The sequence below is a fragment of the Streptomyces ochraceiscleroticus genome (assembly GCF_000720485.1).
GTDB classification, from domain to species: Bacteria; Actinomycetota; Actinomycetes; order Streptomycetales; family Streptomycetaceae; genus Streptomyces; species Streptomyces ochraceiscleroticus.
The window spans coordinates 91,243-106,708 of sequence record NZ_JOAX01000020.1; the positions used below are offsets into that span (position 1 = coordinate 91,243).

Consider the following 15,466-nt stretch of genomic DNA (forward strand, 5'->3'; position numbering starts at 1 on the left):
CGCGTCACACGTCCAGGTCGACGACCACCGGCGCGTGGTCCGAGGCGCCCTTGCCCTTGCGCTGCTCGCGGTCGACGTAGGCGTCGGAGACCGCCTTGGCGAACGGCTCGTTGCCGTAGACCAGGTCGATGCGCATCCCGCGGTTCTTCGGGAAGCAGAGCTGGCGGTAGTCCCAGTACGTGAAGGGGTGGTCGTACTTCAGGGGGCGCGGCACGACGTCCGTCAGGCCCGCGCCGCGCAGGTCCGCGAGGGCGGCCCGCTCGGCCGGGGTGACATGCGTGGCGCCCTCGAAGGCGGCGGTGTCGTAGACGTCGTCGTCCGTCGGCGCGACGTTGTAGTCACCGAGGACTGCGAACGGGCGGTCGCCCGCCGCGTCGCCCGCGACCGCGGCCTTCAGCGCCTCGAACCACTGGAGCTTGTAGGCGTAGTGCGGGTGCTCGACCTCGCGGCCGTTCGGGACGTAGACCGACCAGACGCGGACCGGGCCGCAGGTCGCCGAGACGGCGCGCGGCTCGGCCACGCCGTCGTACGTCGGGTCGCCGGGCAGGCCCTCGACCACGTCCGCCAGGCCCACCTTGGACAGCACGGCCACGCCGTTCCACCGGCCCGTGGCATTCACCGCGGCCTCGTAACCGAGCTCGCGCAGCTCGTCGAAGGGGAACTGCTCCTTGGAGCACTTGGCCTCCTGGATGCACAGCACGTCCGTGCCGGTGGTCTCCAGCCAGGCCAGCAGCCGGGGCAGGCGGGCGGTGATCGAATTGACGTTCCAGGTCGCGATGCGCATGAGTGCCAACCTACCGCCCGCCTGTGACAGTCGCCCTCCTCAGCCGAGCGCGGCCGCCTGACCAGGCGCGAGGCGGCCGTGATCGGTGCCGCCGAGCTGGCCGATCATGCGGTCGTAGATCGGCCGGGCGTGCTCCTGGAGGAGGCTGTCGTGGATGTCGATGGCGTGCCGCGGCTTGACCTCGCGTACGTAGTCGATGACCTCCGCCACCTTGTTCCAGGGGGCGTGCACGGGCAGCAGGAGGGTGTCGACCGGGCGGCCGGGGACGGTCAGCGCGTCGCCGGGGTGGAAGACCGAGCCGTCGACGAAGTAACCGACGTTGGTGATCCGCGGGATGTCGGGGTGGATCACCGCGTGGAGCTGCCCGTGCACCTCCACCTCGAAGCCGGCCGCCGTGAAGGCGTCGCCCTCGCCGACGGTGTGCACCCGGCCCGGGAACGCCGCCGAGATCTGCTCGGCGACCGAGGCGAGCGTCCAGATCTCGGCGGCCGGGTTGGCCTCCATGGCCGCCCGCAGCCGGTCCTCGGCGAAGTGGTCGGGGTGCTCGTGGGTGATCAGGATCGCGTCCGCACCCACGGCCGCGTCCTGCTCGCTGAAGCCACCGGGATCGATGACCAGCGTCCGCCCGTCCTTGGCCAGCCGGACGCAGGAGTGCGTCTTCTTGGTGAGTTCGAGTTCCATGAGCCCATCCTGCCGCGCGGGGCGATCCCCCTGCTCGACCGGAGCTACTGATCGGTGCCGGAGGACTGGGTGGTGTTGCGGGCGCACTGCTGGTTCTGCGGGGAGGCGAGGACGTTGACGTCCTGCACCGTGATCGGCACCAGGATGCCCACCAGCGAACCGACATTGGCCTTCGCCGGCACGCCGAGACACAGCTCGTTCAGCGTGCCCTGGACCGCCCCGAACTCTGCGCTCAGATTGCCGTGGGTCGTCGAGTTGCCGAACGCGGACGCCGCGCCGTTGCCGCTGAGGCTCGTCGGGCCGTCGTCGCCGATCGCGACGGCGCTGCCGGCTCCGCCGGCGATCGCCGCGGCGGCGAGACTGCAGGCGGTCATGGTGCTACGGATATACATGGCTCTCTCCACAGGATGACGCTGTGCCAAAGCCAGGAGTACATCGTGCGGCGCGGTGCGTGCGCGCCCATTCACCTGATCGTCGGCGTGCCCAGGACAAGCCTTACATCACCTTGTCCGCCAGGCAGTTCAGTCCTCCGGCGTGGTCTCCTCGCGGATGACGCGCTGGGCGATGGTGAAGGCCGCGCCGGCGGCCGGGACGCCGCCGTAGACCGCGGTGTGGATCAGCGTTTCCTTGATCTCCGCGGGGGTGAGGCCGTTGCGGAGCGCGGCGCGGACGTGGACGGCCAGGTCGTCGAGGTGGCCGCTGGTGATCAGCGCGGTGAGCGTGATGACGCTGCGGGTGCGGCGGTCCAGGCCCGAGCGGGTCCACACCTCGCCCCAGACGTTGCGGGTCAGGAAGTCCTGGAAGTCGCCGGTGAACTCGTCGGCGGCGGCCGCGGCGCGGTCCACGTGCGCGTCGCCCAGCACCTCGCGGCGGACCTTCATGCCCGCCTCGTAGGAGTCGGTGCCGACCATCTCCGGCTGCTCGGCGGCCGGCTCGATGGCGACGACCGGCGGCTGGGGCTGCGCCTGCTGCGCCGGCTTCGGGGTGAGGACGGGCTTGGGCGGGGTGGCGCCGAGCGCGGCCTGCCCCGCCGGCTTGTCCTGCCAGGCGGTGGAGAAGTGCCGGATGAGCAGCTCGGTGACGGCGGCCGGCTGCTCGACCGGGGCGAGGTGCGAGGTGCCGGGCACCAGGGCGAGACCCGCGTCCTGTATGCCGGCGACCAGGGTGCGCGCGTCGGCGGTCGGGGTGATCAGGTCCTCGGAGCCGACGACCACGAGGGTGGGCGCGGAGATCCTGCCGAGCTCGTTGCGGATGTCGAAGGCGGCCAGCGCCTCGCAGGCGGCGATGTAGCAGCCGGGGTCGGTGGTGCGCACCATCTGCACGGCCCACTCGACGATGGCGGGCTGGGCGGCGGCGAAGCCGGGCGTGAACCACCGCTCAGGCGCGGTGCGGGCGATCGGGTCGAGGCCGTTCGTACGGATGACCACGCCGCGCTGCCGCCAGGCGTCGGCGGTACCGAACCGGGGTGAGGCCGAGACCAGCGCGAGCGAGGTGAGGCGCTGGGGGTGGGCGAGCGCGAGCTGGGCTCCGATGGCGGCGCCCATGGCGCAGCCGGCGTAGCCGAAGCGGTCGATGCCGAGGCCGTCGAGGGTGGCGATCACCCGCTCGGCGAGCTCGGCGACCGAGGCGGCGGGGTAAGCGGGGGATCCGCCGTGGCCCGGGAGGTCGAAGCGGACGACGCGCCACTGACGGGTCAGTTCGGGTATCTGCCGGTCCCACATGTGCCAGGTGGTGCCCAGCGAGGCGCCGAGGACAAGTACGGGCGCGTCGTCGGGGCCGTCGATCCGGTGCTGCAGGGTCTTCTCGCTCACCCGGCCACGCTACCCAATCAAACCGCCCACTCCTGACACCCGGGTCAGCAATCGGACGCCGCTCAGGCCGGAAAGAGTTGGTCATGACGGTGGAATCGGCTCATAACCGGCTGGCCGGGATCGCCCGCATGTGATCGGGACGGCATTCTTCATCAGAGTTTCGCCACCGGAACCCGGTCGTCCGTGCCAGGAACGGACCGGCTACGGGCCGCGCACCGCGTCAGAACTGCGTCAGGACCGCGCCGGAGCCGTGTCAGAACCGCGTCGTGGAGACGATGTACACCACGGGGTGGCCGTCCTCGGCGAAGTCGACCGTGATCCGCTGCGAGGGCCGCGGCGCCTTGTCCTTGTTGACCAGGCCCGCGTAGCCGTCCCCGACGGTGAAGTCCCACTTGACCCGCGCCGCCTGCTTCGGCGAGATCGTGGCGACGTCCTCGCGCAGGTCCTCGCGGGTGTGCCCGTAGTGCGCCAGGAACGTGTCCAGGCCGTCCTGGGACGTGCGGAACGTCACGTACAGCGAGCTGGTCCTGAAGGAGTTGGTCTCGAAGTAGGCGACCGGATACGAGTACGCCGGGATCGGCACGTCGTAGATCCGCCGCTGCACCTTGGAGGGCCACTGCCAGGTGAGCCCCGCCATCTTGGCCCGCTCCTCCTTCTCCTGGCCGCTGTCGCGGCTCTGCGCGGCGGAGAGCGCGAGGTAGCCGGCCGGGATGGCGATCAGCAGGAAGACGACGACGGCGGTGAGCCAGCGGCGCCGTCGGCTCGGCGGGGACGGGGGCGCGTGCGCCGCGCCGTCGCCCGCCGCGGGAACGTCGTCGTACGCGTCCCGCTCAAGACGCTCGGAGCGGTCGTGGCGCTCGGGGTGGTCGGTCACAGGTGCCTGTTCCAGGTCGGTCATCGGCGGCCGGTCCGCTCATAGCGCTCGTAGCGCTCGACGCGGCGGCGGTTGGCGCGGCGGAAACGGCGGGCCACCAGCCGGGCGAGGTCGGCGGCGCCGACCATGCCGGCCTCGGGACCGAGCTGGGCGCGCGCGATACGGGCCTCGGGGCGGTAGCCGCGCCCGGTGAGGGTGCGCCGGAAGGCGTCCCGGGCCGGGCCGATGAGCAGATCGTCGGCGGCGCTGACGCCACCGCCGATGACGAAGCACGAGGGGTCCAGGGCCGCGGCGAGGTTGGCGATGCCCACGCCCAGCCACTGGCCGATCTCCGCGAAGAGCTCGACGCACATCGCGTCGCCCTCGCGGGCCAGCTCGGTGATCAGGGGCCCGGTGATGTCCGGGATGATGCCGCTGACCCGCTCGATGATGTTGTACGCGACCGGGGAGTCGGCGGCCGCCAGCTCCCGCGCCTCGCGCACCAGCGCGTTGCCGGAGCTGTACTGCTCCCAGCAGCCGCGGTTGCCGCACGGGCAGCGGTGCCCGCCGGGCACGACCTGCATGTGGCCGAACTCACCGGCCACGCCGTACTTGCCGCGCTTGACCTGGCCGTCCTCCAGGATCGCGCCGCCGATCCCCGTACCGAGCGTGATCATCACGAGGTGGTCCTCGTTGCGCCCGGCGCCGAAGCGCCACTCGGCCCAGGCGGCCGTGTTGGCGTCGTTGTCGACCATCACGGGGACCGCGAGGCGGCCCGCGAGGCGGTCGCGCAGCGGCTCGTTCCGCCAGTTCAGATGGGGGGCGAAGAGGACGCGGCTGCGGTCGGCGTCGACCCAGCCGGCCGCGCCGATGCCGACGGCGTGCACGTCGTGCCGGTCGGAGAGGTCCAGCACCAGCTCGGTGATGGTGTCCTCGACGACCTTGGGGCTCTTGGACTTGTCCGGCGTCTCGGTGCGGACCTTCTCCAGGATGGTCCCGTCGGCGTCCACGACGCCCGCCATGACCTTCGTGCCGCCGATGTCGATGCCGACGGTGGGCACGCGGGGCGCGCTGAGGTGCGAGCGCCGCTCGCGGGTGCCGACCGTGCGCAACACGGTGGCCCGCGCCGATCCACGGTGCACCCTGTCCCGGTACGTACTCATGCTCGGCTCGTCTCGTCCCTGTGCGGTCTTGGGAGGCCATGGCCTCGGCTTGCGTCGGGGCGGGCACAGCCCACCCGCCGTGCGATTGTGCATCAAAGCCGCCCCGCGGCGCACCGCAACCCTCTGACCTGTGGCCTTTCTCAAAGTACGGCGAACTCGGGAACCTTTTCCGCCGCGCTCGGGCAGCGTTGACGAGACCGGGCGCACCGGCCGGCTCAGAAGCCCCTGGTCACAAGCGTTTTTCCGGACCGTATGCCCCTGACGGCCGAACCCGACGGGCCCCGCGGAGCGCTCTGGGTTGTGATGGGAACCGTTGATGTTCCGCCCTCTGTGAGGAGAACGCTATGCGCATCCGTACCGCCGCAGCCGCGGCCATTCTGGCCACCGCCGCTCTTGTCGGCAGCGCCGGCGCCGCCGTTGCCGACTCGGGCGCCCAGGGCAGCAGCAGCCACTCGCCGGGCGTGGTGTCCGGCAACACCATCCAGGTACCGCTCCACGTGCCGGTGAACGCCTGCGGTCTCACCGTCGACGTGATCGGGCTGCTGAACCCCGCACACGGGCAGTGCGCCAACAAGTAACGTCAGGGTCCACACCGGTGCCGGCCTCCTTCGGGGGGCCGGCACCCCTCTGTTGACAGCCGGTCAGAGCCCGGCGGGCTCCCGGAGCGTGCCGTCCCAGCGCCAGGACGTGCGACGCGGGTGGCCGGGGAGTGCCGTGCGGCCCGTGCACCACAGGAGTACGGACCAGCGGTCGGGCGCGGCCGGGGCGTCGGGGAAGAGCCGGGCCAGCGTCCGGTCGCACAGTCCGGCGGGCGGCGTGAAGGACAGACCGAGGCCCTCCGCGATGTCGTGCACGTGCACCAGGGTCTCGACGACGCCCATGGCCGCGAAGCCCGCGGCGTCGGACACACCGAAGACGTGGAACGCGCGCCTGTCCGGCGGCGTCGTGCGGACGACGGCCGCCAGCAGCCCGCCGCACGCCTCCAGTACCTGCAGCAGTCCAGCGGGGCCCGCCTCACGGTCGGCGAAGACGACATTCGCCGGGCCGTCCGGCCGCTGCCGTGTCCACGCGAACGGTATGTGCCCGTCCGCCGGCGGACGGGCCGGGCCGAGCTGGGCGGCGTAGGAGAAGAGGTCGTCGGCGAGGTGCTCGGCGGTCTCCCAGCAGTCCCACTCCAGGGAGCCGGCCCGCACGCTCCAGTCCGCCCCTTCCGCGCCGCGCAGGACGGTGACCGCCAGCCGCACGGCTTCCTCGACATCTGCTGCGGTGACGGACCCGCCGGGTGTTCTCTGAGGGGAAGACATGGCGCGGAAGGTAGCAACGGTCACCCGGCCGGAGCACCCGATTTACCGGCCGTCCGGTACGCGAGGCGGCTCGGGAGGAGAGTCGGACCATGGTGGCGCACGCACAGGAGGAACGGCGGTACGACGTCGTGGTCGTCGGCGGTGGTGCCGCCGGGCTGAGCGGGGCGCTGGCCCTGGTACGGGCGCGCCGTTCGGTGCTGGTCATCGACGACGGCCGGCCGCGCAACGTCATGGCGGACCGCACCCACAACTTCCTGACCCGCGACGGCATGCCGCCCGGGGAACTGCTCGCGGCCGGCCGGGCCGAGGTGGCCGGATACGGCGGCGAGTTCGTATCGGACGAGGCGGTGGCGGCCGAGCCGCAGGAGGGCAGCGGCTTCCGCGTCCTCCTGGCAGCGGGCCCGCCGGTCGCGGGCCGCCGGCTGCTGGTGACGACCGGCCTGGTCGACGAGCTGCCCGAGGTGCCGGGGATGGCGGAGCGGTGGGGGCGGGACGTGCTGCACTGCCCGTACTGCCATGGCTGGGAGGCCCGTGACCGGGCGATCGCGGTGCTGGCCACGGGGCCGCTCGCCTGCCGGCAGGCCCTGATGTGGCGGCAGTGGAGCACGGACGTGACCCTGCTGCTGCACGCCTCGCCGGAGCCCGGCTCCGAGGAGCACGAACGGCTGGCCGCCCGCGGCATTGCCATCGTGCCGGGGCGGGTGGCGGGTCTGGAGGTGGCGGACGGCGCGCTGGCCGGCGTGCGGCTGGCGGACGGCCGGCGGGTGCCCTGTCAGGCCCTGGTCGTGGAGCCGCGGTTCACCGCGCGCGCCGGGCTCTGCGCGTCCCTCGGGCTGTCCGCCGAGGTGGAGCGGTCGGCCGGGGAGGCGGTGGGCAGCTCCGTACCGGCGGCCGGATCCGGCGCCACGGACGTGCCGGGAGTATGGGTGGCCGGAAACATCACCTCCCTCTCCGACCAGGTCATCGGCGCCGCGGCGGCCGGAGTGCAGGCCGCCCAGGCCATCAACTCGGACCTGGTCGACGAGGACACCCGGCTGGCGGTCGCGAACCGCCGCGGCTCCGGCTGAGGCGCGTACCTCGACGGCGGCATCGCGCGTACCTCGGAGGCGGGCGCGGTCAGCCGGTGTCGAGGCCGTCGATCAGCCGGTCGAGGAACCGGGTGAAGGTGGCTTCGGGGGTGAGGGGGCGGCCGGGCGCGGCGAGGGCCGCGGCGAGCTCCGGATGGTGGCCGTCGGCGGCGACGGCGGCGAGGTAGCGGGCCTCGGCCGCGGCCCGGCCGGGTGCTTCCGCGGCCGCTGACTGCGCGATCTCGTACCCGACGTGCCCGGCGACGAAGCCGGTGAGCTGGCTGAAGACCTCCAGCTTCGCGGCGCCGTCCAGCCGGGTGGGCCGCAGGGCCGCGAGGGCGCGTTCCAGGAAGGCCAGCGCGTGCGGGCCGAGCGTGCGGCGGGCGGTCAGCGCGGTGGGCAGCCAGGGGTGACGGAGCATCAGGGCGCGCTGGAGGTGGCCGATGGCCTTCAGGTCGGCGCGCCAGTCGCCGGTGAGGGGCCCGTCCGTCGGGAGTTCGCCGCTGACGTGGTCGACCATCAGCTCCAGCAGCGTCTCCTTGTCGGGCGCATAGCTGTAGAGCGACATCACGCCGGCGCCGACCTCGGCGGCGACGCGCCGCATGGTGACCGCGTCCAGCCCCTCGGCATCCGCGAGGGCGACGGCCGCCGCGGTGATCGCCTCCCGGCTGAAAGCGGGCTTGCGGCCTCGGCCGGTCCGGGCGGCGCCCAGCCAGAGCTGCTGGGGGTCGACGCCCGCGGCGCCGGCTCCCTCACGATGGACCACGTTCCTCACCTTTCCTTCCCTCGGACCATTCTCGTACAGTGTACGGAAATAATGCAGGGGAACGAGGGGGAGAGCGGATGACACCGCAGACGCACGACACCATGGCCGGATCCGGCTGGACCGCGCCTTCGGGGAAGCCGCCGCTGTCCTCCCGGATGCTGCGGGCGACCTGGCGCGGCCTCCCGGCCAAGCGGTACGAAGCCGGCTGGGAACCGGGGCTCGCGGTGCCGGCGGCGGACGGCAGCCCCTTGCTGACGGACCACTACTTCCCCCGCGCGGCGGGCGACTTCCCCACCCTCCTCGTGCGCTCGCCCTACGGACGGGGCCTGCCCTGGTCACCCCTGTACGGCATGCTCTTCGCCGAACAGGGCTTCCACGTGGTCCTGCAGAGCTGCCGCGGTACGGGCGGCTCGGGCGGCCGGTTCGACCCGTGGCGCCAGGAAGCCGCCGACGGCCGGGCCACGGTGGCCTGGCTTCGGCAGCAGCCCTGGTTCACCGGGACGCTCGGCACGGTCGGCCCCAGCTACCTGGGGTACGTGCAGTGGGCGCTCGCGCTCGATCCGCCACCGGAGCTCAAGGCGATGGTGATACAGGCCGGGCTGCACGACCCGCACGCCTTCTTCCACGCGGGCGGCGCCTTCCACCTGGAGAACGCCCTCGCCGTCGGCGCGGGCATGACGTACCAGCACCAGGGGACCGTGCCCCTCGTCCGCGCGATGCTGCGCCTGAAGCGCCGGCTGCGCGAGATCACCACCGCGCTGCCGCTGCGCAAGGCGTACGTACCGGCGCTCGGGGACGTGCCCTGGCTGGACGGCGCGATGACGCACCCGGACGCCGACGACCCGCACTGGCACGGCACCTCCGTGGCGGCGGCCGCTGAACAGCCGGGCGTGCCCACCGCGCTGATCGCCGGGTGGCACGACGCGCTGGCCGACCAGACCTTCGCGCAGTACCACCGGCTGCGCCGGGCGGGCTGCGCGACCACCTTGCTCGTCGGCCCCTGGACGCACACCTCCGCGATGCAGCAGGGCTGGCCCGAGGTCTTCGCCGAGAACCTCGGCTGGCTGCGCGCGCACCTGTGCGGCGACCCCGCCGGCCTGCGCCCCACCCCCGTACGCGTGCATGTCGGCGGCGAAGGCGCCTGGCAGGACCTCGACGACTGGCCGCTGGCCCCCGCCACGACCGCCTGGTTCCCCGCCGCGCACGGGGCCCTCACCCGGCAGCCCCCGGCGGACTCCGCGCCGCTGGCGTCCGTCCGCTACGACCCGGCCGATCCCACCCCTTCCGTGGGCGGCCCGCTGCTCTCCCCCGGAGCCGGCCCCCGCGACAACGGTGCCCTGGAGGCGCGGGAGGACGTCCTGACCTTCACCGGCCCGCCGCTGACCGAGCCCGTCGACGTGCTCGGCCCGGTCGCCGCGCGGCTGCGGATCTCCACGGATACCGGCTACGCGGACGTCTTCGCCCGGCTGTGCGACGTGGACGCAGAGAACCGTTCCACCAATGTCTGCGACGGGCTGCTCCGGCTGCCGGCCGCCGGGCCGGGCCCCTCGGAGATCACCGTACCGATGAGCTCCACCGCGTACCGCTTCGCCGCCGGCCACCGCATCCGCCTCCAGCTCAGCGGCGGCGCGCACCCCCGCTACGCCCGCAACCCCGGCACCGGGGAGCCGCCGGCCGACGCCGCCGCCCTCGTACCGGCACGGATCACGCTGCACGCGGGGTCGGTGCTGTCCCTTCCCACCGGGGCCCGGGAGTGAGCGTCAGTCCCGTACCTTCAGGACGAGCTTGCCGCTGGTGCGGGCCTGTTCGCCGCGGCGGTGGGCCTCGGCGGCGTGTTCCAGCGGAAGGACGTCCTCCACCTCGACCTTGACCACGCCCTTGTCGATCAGCTCGGCGATCTTCGTGAGGGCCGTGCCGTCCGGCTCCACGAGGAAGCCGCACGCCTGCAACCCGAGCTGGCGGGCGGTGTCCGCCAGCTCGGGGGCGACGCCGGAGGGCACGGCGATCAGCAGGCCGCCGGAGCGGAGCGTGCCCAGCGAACGGGTGCTGGTGTCGTCCTTCTCGTCGCCGACCAGGTCGATGACGACGTCCACGTCCCGGATCTCGTCCTCGAAGCGTACGGCGGTGTAGTCGACCAGCTCGTCGGCGCCCAGGCGGCGGAGCCAGTCGTGCTTGGCGGCGCTGGCGGTGCCGATGACGTGGGCGCCGAGGTGCTTGGCGAGCTGCACGGCGAAGTGGCCGACGCCGCCGGCCGCCGCGTGGATCAGCACCCGCTGCCCGGCGGTCACCTGGGCCGCGTCGACCAGCGTCTGCCAGGCGGTGAGCGCGGCCAGCGGCACGGCGGCGGCGTGCTCGTGGTTGAGCAGGGCGGGCTTGCGGGCGAACTGCCGGGAGGGGGCCGTGACGTACTCGGCGTACGCGCCGGCCTCGCGCGGGAACCACGGCATCCCGTACACCTCGTCGCCGACGGCGAGGGTGTGCACGCCGAAGCCGACCTCCTCGACCACGCCGGAGACGTCCCAGCCGACGGTGAACGGCGGATCGCCGACGACGCCGAGGCCGCCGCTCTGCCGGGTCTTCCAGTCGATCGGGTTCACACCCGCCGCGTGCACCCGCACCAGCACCTCGGTCGGCAGCGGCTGCGGCCGCGCCACCTCGGACATCCGCAGGACGTCCGGGCCGCCGAGGGTGTCCTGAGTGATCGCGCGCATGGTGGTCCCGCCGCTCGGGGCGCTGGTCATGTCGAGCCTCCTGTGCGTGTGGCGTACTCGGCGCTGTGCCTGTGCCGTACTCGGCGCGGGCGCGCCGCGGGGTCACCTGACACCCGTACCGGCGAAGCTACCGCCGGGGACCGGCGCCTCCGCGGAAGCCGTCCCGCGCGCCGCACCCGTACCCGGCCACCGGCACCCGTACGCCCGGCGTCAGTGCATGGGGTGGCCGCCGAGGTGCTCCGGGCCCTGCGCGCGCTCCAGCTCGTGGCTGAGCTGCTCCAGTTCGCTGCCGCCGGCCATCTGGCGGGTCAGCTCCTCCAGGGCGATCTCCGACTTGAGGTGGCTGCCGGCCATCGTGCCGCGCTTGAGGAGGACGAAGCGGTCGCCGACGAGGTAGGCGTGGTGCGGGTTGTGGGTGATCAGGACGACGCCGAGGCCCGCGTCCCGGGCGGCGGCGACGTACTTGAGGACCACGCCGGACTGCTTGACGCCGAGCGCGGCGGTCGGCTCGTCCAGGACGAGGACCTTCGCGCCGAAGTAGACGGCGCGGGCGATGGCCACGCACTGCCGCTCGCCGCCGGAGAGGGTGCCGATCGGCTGGTCGACGTCGCGCAGGTCGATGCCCATCCGCAGCAGCTCGGAGCGGGTGGTCTCGCGCATCGCGCGGGCGTCGAGGTGCTTGAAGGGGCCGAACCCCTTCGTCGGCTCGGAGCCGAGGAAGAAGTTCCGCCAGACCGGCATCAGGGGGACGACGGCGAGGTCCTGGTAGACGGTCGCGATGCCGCGGTCCAGCGCCTCGCGCGGAGAGGAGAGCCGGGCCTCCTCGCCCTCGATCGTGAAGGAGCCGGCGTCGTGCTGGTGCAGCCCCGCGATGATCTTGATGAGGGTGGACTTGCCGGCGCCGTTGTCGCCGAGCACGCAGGAGATCTCCCCCGCGTGCACCTCCAGCGAGACCCCTTCGAGGGCCTTGACGTTGCCGTAGTACTTGCTGACGTCGCTCAGCTCGACGAGCGGCGTGCCGGCTTCGGTACGGGGATCGGATTCGGTCGCGGTACTCATTTGCTCGCCTCCGCGCGCTTGCGTACCCAGGCGTTCAGCAGCGTGGCGAGCAGCAGCATCGCGCCGAGGAAGAACTTGTACCAGTCCGGGTTCCACTGGGCGTACACGATGCCCTTGCTGGTCATGCCGAAGATGAAGGCGCCGACCGCGGCGCCGATCGCCGAGCCGTAGCCGCCGGTCATCAGGCAGCCGCCGACGGCCGCCGCGATGATGTAGAGGAACTCGTTGCCGACGCCGTCGCCGGACTGGATCGCGTCGTAGGAGAACAGCAGGTGCTGGCCGGAGATCCAGGCGGCGAAGGCGACGCCCATGTACAGGCCGATCTTGGTCTTGGTGACCGGGACGCCGACCGCGCGGGCCGCGTCCGCGTTGCCGCCGACCGCGAAGATCCAGTTGCCGACGCGGGTGCGCAGCAGGATCCAGGTGGCGAGCGCGATCAGCGCGATCCACCACAGGATCGTGACCTGGATGTCCACGCCGCCGATCGTGAGGTGGGAGGCGAAGAGCACCCGGGCCGACTCGAAGCCCTCCATGTCGGCGATGGACTTCGTGGAGACCGTGCCGCTGATCAGCTTGGTGAAGCCGAGGTTCAGGCCGGTCAGCATGAAGAACGTGCCGAGCGTGATGATGAAGCTGGGCAGCTTCGTCCGCGTCAGCAGGAAGCCGTTGAAGACCCCGATGGCGAGGGTGACCAGCAGGGACACCCCGACGCCCACCCAGGTGTTCGCCGTCATCTGGTAGCTGAACATCGAGGAGATCAGCGCCGAGCTGACGACCATGACGCCGGCCGACAGGTCGAACTCGCCGCCGATCATCAGCAGCGCGACCGGTACGGCCATGATGCCGATCGTCGAGGACGCGTACAGCACCGTCGAGAGGCTGTCCGCCTGCAGGAAGGTGTCGGCCGCGAACGAGAAGAACAGGAAGACGGCGATCGCGCCGACCACCGCGCCCAGTTCGGGGCGGCCCATCAGGCGGCGGGCGAGCGAGCGGTGCACGAGGCGCTCGTCCGGGCCCTCGGTCGGCTCGGTCGGTTGCGGTTCCGCGGGTGGTGCGGCGGTGCTCATCGGGTCCCCCGCTTCGTGTATTCGGCCAGCGCGCCGGCGTCCTTCTTGGTGACCACCTGGGGCCCGGTGAGCACCGGACGGCCACCGCCGAGGACGTCGGAGTTGTACTTGTACAGCCAGAGCAGGTCCACCGCCTGGTAGCCCTGGAGGTAGGGCTGCTGGTCGACGGCGAAGCCGAGCGAGCCGTCCTGCAGCCCGTCGGCGACCTGCGCGTTCAGGTCGAAGGTGTCGATCTCGGCCTTGCTGTTCGCCTGGTCCTTGGCCTTCACGGCGGTGGCGGCGAACGGCGCGCCCAGCGTGACGACAGAGTCGATCTCCGGGTCGGCCTGGAGCTGGGACTCGATGGAGGACTGCACGTCGGGCATGTTCGTGCCCTCGACGTACAGCTTCTTCATCGTGCCCTCGAAGGTCTTCTGCGCGCCGTCGCAGCGCTGCTCGTGGCCGACGTTGCCCTGCTCGTGCAGGACGCACAGGGCCTTCTTCCTGTGGCGCTTGTTCAGCTCCTCGCCGACCGCCTCGCCGGCGATCGACTCGTCCTGGCCGACGTGGGTGAGCGCGCCGTACTTCTCGGAGACCTCGGAGCCGGAGTTCACGGTGATCACCGGGATGCCGGCCTTCTCGGCCTTGGCCAGTGCGCCCTTCATGGCGTCCGGCTTGGCGAGCGTGACGATCAGCCCGTCGACCTTCTGGTCGATGTAGGACTGGACGAGCTGCGCCTGGCGGCTGCCTTCCTTGTCGTGCCCGTAGACGAACTTGATGTTGTCCTTGGCGGCGGCCTGCTTGGCGCCGTTCTGCACGATGTCCCAGAAGGTGTCGCCGTCGCCCGAGTGGCTGACCATGGCGAAGGTCCACTTCGGGGTGTTCACGGCCGCCCGGCCGCCGGCCACCTGCGCCTCGCGCGCCTCTTCGGCCCGCTTGCCGCCGGTGGCGCTGCAGCCCGCCAGGGCCAGGCCGAGCACCCCTGCCAGCACGGCGCCCAGCGCGCGTGCCCCTGTCCGAACCCTTGCCACGAGGTCGTGCCCTTCTCGTTGGATCGCTGGATCCCTGTGGATCTCACTGTCCGTAGTCGTTCCGCGGGCCCGACGGATCGGACCCAACCGCCAAGTATCCGTTATGCGTGCTGGTCCCGGGGTCAGCGGGTCCCGCGAGCGGTGTACTTCTCCAGCGCCGGCACGTCCTTGCCGGTGACGATGGCCGGGCCGGTGAGCACCGGGCGGCCGCCGCCCAGTACGTTCGCATTGGTCCGGTTCAGCCAGAGCAGATCGACCGCTTCGTACCCCTGGAGGTAGGGCTGCTGGTCGACGGCGAAGGTGATGTCCTTCGCCTTCAGGCTCTTCACCACGGCGGCGTTCAGGTCGAACGTCGCGAGCTGCGCCGCGCTGCCCGCCTGCTCCCGGGCCTTGGCCGAGATCGCCGCGATGGGTGCGCCGAGCGTGACGATCGCGTCGATGTCCTTGTCCGACTGGAGCTTCGCCTCGATGGAGGACTGCGAGGACGGCGCGTTCGTCCCGTCGACGTTGAGGTTCTCGACCGTACCGTCGAAAGCTTTCTGCACACCGGCGCAGCGGTCCTCCAGGGAGACGTTGCCCTGCTCGTGGATGACGCACAGGGCCTTCTCGCGGCCGCGCTTGTCCAGCTCCGCGCCGACCGCCTCGCCCGCGACGGACTCGTCCTGGCCGATATGGGTGAGGGCGCCGTACTGCCGGGAGTACTCGCCGCCGGAGTTGATGGTGATCACCGGGATACCGGCCTTCACGGCGGCCCGGACCGCCGACTTCAGGGCCTGCGGCTTGGCGAGCGTCACGATGAGCCCGTCGACCTTCTGGTCGGTCATGCTGCGGACCAGCTCGGCCTGGCGTGACCCTTCCTTGTCATTGGCGTAGAGAAATTTCACATTGTCCTTCTCGGCCGCCTGCTCGGCGCCGGTCTGGACGATGTCCCAGAAGGTGTCGCCCTCGCCGGAGTGGCTGACCATGCCGATGGTCATGCGGGGCGTGTTCGCGGCCTTCCCGGAGGCACCGGACGCGGCGTCCTCGGACTTCTTGCCGCCGGAGCCGCTGCAGCCGGCGGCGAGGGCGAGCGCCGCGAGGGCTGCCGCGACCGCGCGGACGCTTCGTACGGTACGCATCGTGAACCGCCTCCCTTGCCGCGCGAGTGCGACTGGAGGCGTTTGTAGCGGCGTTCAGCGAACGGCGTCAAT

16 protein-coding genes are annotated in these 15,466 nt (G+C 72.1%); 3 read left to right on the forward strand and 13 right to left on the reverse strand.

Going from position 1 to position 15,466, the window contains the following annotated elements:
• Positions 1-4: 4 nt before the first annotated feature.
• From IG84_RS0123625 to IG84_RS0123650, 6 genes are all read right to left on the reverse strand, one after another.
• Positions 5-784, reverse strand: coding sequence for an exodeoxyribonuclease III (locus IG84_RS0123625; RefSeq protein WP_031060775.1), 780 nt, complete (start codon positions 782-784; stop codon positions 5-7).
• Positions 785-823: 39 nt separating this feature from the next.
• A complete protein-coding gene (locus tag IG84_RS0123630; protein ID WP_031060776.1) occupies positions 824-1,465 on the reverse strand; it encodes an MBL fold metallo-hydrolase in 642 nt (213 codons plus the stop codon).
• A gap of 44 nt (positions 1,466-1,509) precedes the next feature.
• Positions 1,510-1,839, reverse strand: coding sequence for a rodlin (locus IG84_RS0123635; RefSeq protein WP_051862303.1), 330 nt, complete (start codon positions 1,837-1,839; stop codon positions 1,510-1,512).
• A 147-nt stretch (positions 1,840-1,986) separates the two neighbouring features.
• Positions 1,987-3,276, reverse strand: coding sequence for a bifunctional 3-oxoadipate enol-lactonase/4-carboxymuconolactone decarboxylase PcaDC (pcaDC, locus tag IG84_RS0123640; RefSeq protein ID WP_031060782.1), 1,290 nt, complete (start codon positions 3,274-3,276; stop codon positions 1,987-1,989).
• A gap of 253 nt (positions 3,277-3,529) precedes the next feature.
• Positions 3,530-4,174: a hypothetical protein gene (locus tag IG84_RS0123645; protein ID WP_245659549.1), complete on the reverse strand. Its 645-nt coding sequence runs from the start codon at positions 4,172-4,174 to the stop codon at positions 3,530-3,532.
• Complete coding sequence (locus tag IG84_RS0123650; RefSeq protein ID WP_031060788.1) at positions 4,171-5,292, reverse strand: ROK family glucokinase; 1,122 nt, start codon at positions 5,290-5,292, stop codon at positions 4,171-4,173. The genes IG84_RS0123645 and IG84_RS0123650 overlap by 4 nt, the downstream gene beginning before the upstream one ends.
• A 344-nt stretch (positions 5,293-5,636) precedes the next feature.
• Here IG84_RS0123650 and IG84_RS0123655 point away from each other — a divergent pair, with 344 nt between their 5' ends.
• Positions 5,637-5,870: a chaplin gene (locus IG84_RS0123655; protein WP_051862304.1), complete on the forward strand. Its 234-nt coding sequence runs from the start codon at positions 5,637-5,639 to the stop codon at positions 5,868-5,870.
• 63 nt (positions 5,871-5,933) lie between these two features.
• Here the strand turns inward: IG84_RS0123655 and IG84_RS0123660 are convergent, their stop codons facing one another.
• Complete coding sequence (locus IG84_RS0123660) at positions 5,934-6,596, reverse strand: hypothetical protein (RefSeq protein WP_031060793.1); 663 nt, start codon at positions 6,594-6,596, stop codon at positions 5,934-5,936.
• Positions 6,597-6,685: 89 nt separating this feature from the next.
• Between IG84_RS0123660 and IG84_RS0123665 the strand changes: the two genes are divergently transcribed.
• On the forward strand, positions 6,686-7,663 hold the full coding sequence (locus IG84_RS0123665; protein ID WP_031060796.1) for an NAD(P)/FAD-dependent oxidoreductase: 978 nt from the start codon (positions 6,686-6,688) through the stop codon (positions 7,661-7,663).
• A 49-nt stretch (positions 7,664-7,712) separates the two neighbouring features.
• Here IG84_RS0123665 and IG84_RS0123670 read toward each other — a convergent pair whose 3' ends face one another.
• Positions 7,713-8,429 carry a TetR/AcrR family transcriptional regulator gene (locus IG84_RS0123670; protein ID WP_031060799.1) on the reverse strand — a complete coding sequence of 239 codons (717 nt, stop codon included), beginning with the start codon at positions 8,427-8,429 and terminating at the stop codon, positions 7,713-7,715.
• Positions 8,430-8,506: 77 nt separating this feature from the next.
• Here IG84_RS0123670 and IG84_RS0123675 point away from each other — a divergent pair, with 77 nt between their 5' ends.
• Entirely contained in the window at positions 8,507-10,186 is a 1,680-nt protein-coding gene (locus IG84_RS0123675) for a CocE/NonD family hydrolase (RefSeq protein ID WP_031060802.1), read from the forward strand.
• A 3-nt stretch (positions 10,187-10,189) separates the two neighbouring features.
• Here the strand turns inward: IG84_RS0123675 and IG84_RS0123680 are convergent, their stop codons facing one another.
• The 5 genes from IG84_RS0123680 to IG84_RS0123700 form a co-directional block, all read right to left on the reverse strand.
• Positions 10,190-11,170 carry an NADP-dependent oxidoreductase gene (locus IG84_RS0123680; RefSeq protein WP_031060805.1) on the reverse strand — a complete coding sequence of 327 codons (981 nt, stop codon included), beginning with the start codon at positions 11,168-11,170 and terminating at the stop codon, positions 10,190-10,192.
• Positions 11,171-11,350: 180 nt separating this feature from the next.
• Positions 11,351-12,199, reverse strand: a complete 849-nt coding sequence (locus IG84_RS0123685; RefSeq protein ID WP_031060808.1) for an ATP-binding cassette domain-containing protein — start codon at positions 12,197-12,199, stop codon at positions 11,351-11,353.
• Positions 12,196-13,266 carry an ABC transporter permease gene (locus IG84_RS0123690; RefSeq protein ID WP_031060811.1) on the reverse strand — a complete coding sequence of 357 codons (1,071 nt, stop codon included), beginning with the start codon at positions 13,264-13,266 and terminating at the stop codon, positions 12,196-12,198. Before IG84_RS0123690 ends, IG84_RS0123685 begins: the two co-directional genes overlap by 4 nt.
• Positions 13,263-14,276: a sugar ABC transporter substrate-binding protein gene (locus IG84_RS0123695; protein ID WP_031060813.1), complete on the reverse strand. Its 1,014-nt coding sequence runs from the start codon at positions 14,274-14,276 to the stop codon at positions 13,263-13,265. The genes IG84_RS0123690 and IG84_RS0123695 overlap by 4 nt, the downstream gene beginning before the upstream one ends.
• A gap of 122 nt (positions 14,277-14,398) precedes the next feature.
• Positions 14,399-15,394 carry a sugar ABC transporter substrate-binding protein gene (locus IG84_RS0123700; protein WP_031060816.1) on the reverse strand — a complete coding sequence of 332 codons (996 nt, stop codon included), beginning with the start codon at positions 15,392-15,394 and terminating at the stop codon, positions 14,399-14,401.
• Between the last annotated feature and the right edge of the window lie 72 nt (positions 15,395-15,466).

Coding starts and splice junctions, on each gene's coding strand:
- IG84_RS0123625 (WP_031060775.1), bottom strand. CDS start 784: ATGCGCATCGCGACCTGGAACGTCAATTCGATCACCGCCCGCCTGCCC.
- IG84_RS0123645 (WP_245659549.1), bottom strand. CDS start 4,174: ATGACCGACCTGGAACAGGCACCTGTGACCGACCACCCCGAGCGCCAC.
- IG84_RS0123655 (WP_051862304.1), top strand. CDS start 5,637: ATGCGCATCCGTACCGCCGCAGCCGCGGCCATTCTGGCCACCGCCGCT.
- IG84_RS0123660 (WP_031060793.1), bottom strand. CDS start 6,596: ATGTCTTCCCCTCAGAGAACACCCGGCGGGTCCGTCACCGCAGCAGAT.
- IG84_RS0123680 (WP_031060805.1), bottom strand. CDS start 11,170: ATGACCAGCGCCCCGAGCGGCGGGACCACCATGCGCGCGATCACTCAG.
- IG84_RS0123665 (WP_031060796.1), top strand. CDS start 6,686: ATGGTGGCGCACGCACAGGAGGAACGGCGGTACGACGTCGTGGTCGTC.
- IG84_RS0123635 (WP_051862303.1), bottom strand. CDS start 1,839: ATGACCGCCTGCAGTCTCGCCGCCGCGGCGATCGCCGGCGGAGCCGGC.
- IG84_RS0123700 (WP_031060816.1), bottom strand. CDS start 15,394: ATGCGTACCGTACGAAGCGTCCGCGCGGTCGCGGCAGCCCTCGCGGCG.
- IG84_RS0123675 (WP_031060802.1), top strand. CDS start 8,507: ATGACACCGCAGACGCACGACACCATGGCCGGATCCGGCTGGACCGCG.
- IG84_RS0123630 (WP_031060776.1), bottom strand. CDS start 1,465: ATGGAACTCGAACTCACCAAGAAGACGCACTCCTGCGTCCGGCTGGCC.
- IG84_RS0123650 (WP_031060788.1), bottom strand. CDS start 5,292: ATGAGTACGTACCGGGACAGGGTGCACCGTGGATCGGCGCGGGCCACC.
- IG84_RS0123690 (WP_031060811.1), bottom strand. CDS start 13,266: ATGAGCACCGCCGCACCACCCGCGGAACCGCAACCGACCGAGCCGACC.
- IG84_RS0123685 (WP_031060808.1), bottom strand. CDS start 12,199: ATGAGTACCGCGACCGAATCCGATCCCCGTACCGAAGCCGGCACGCCG.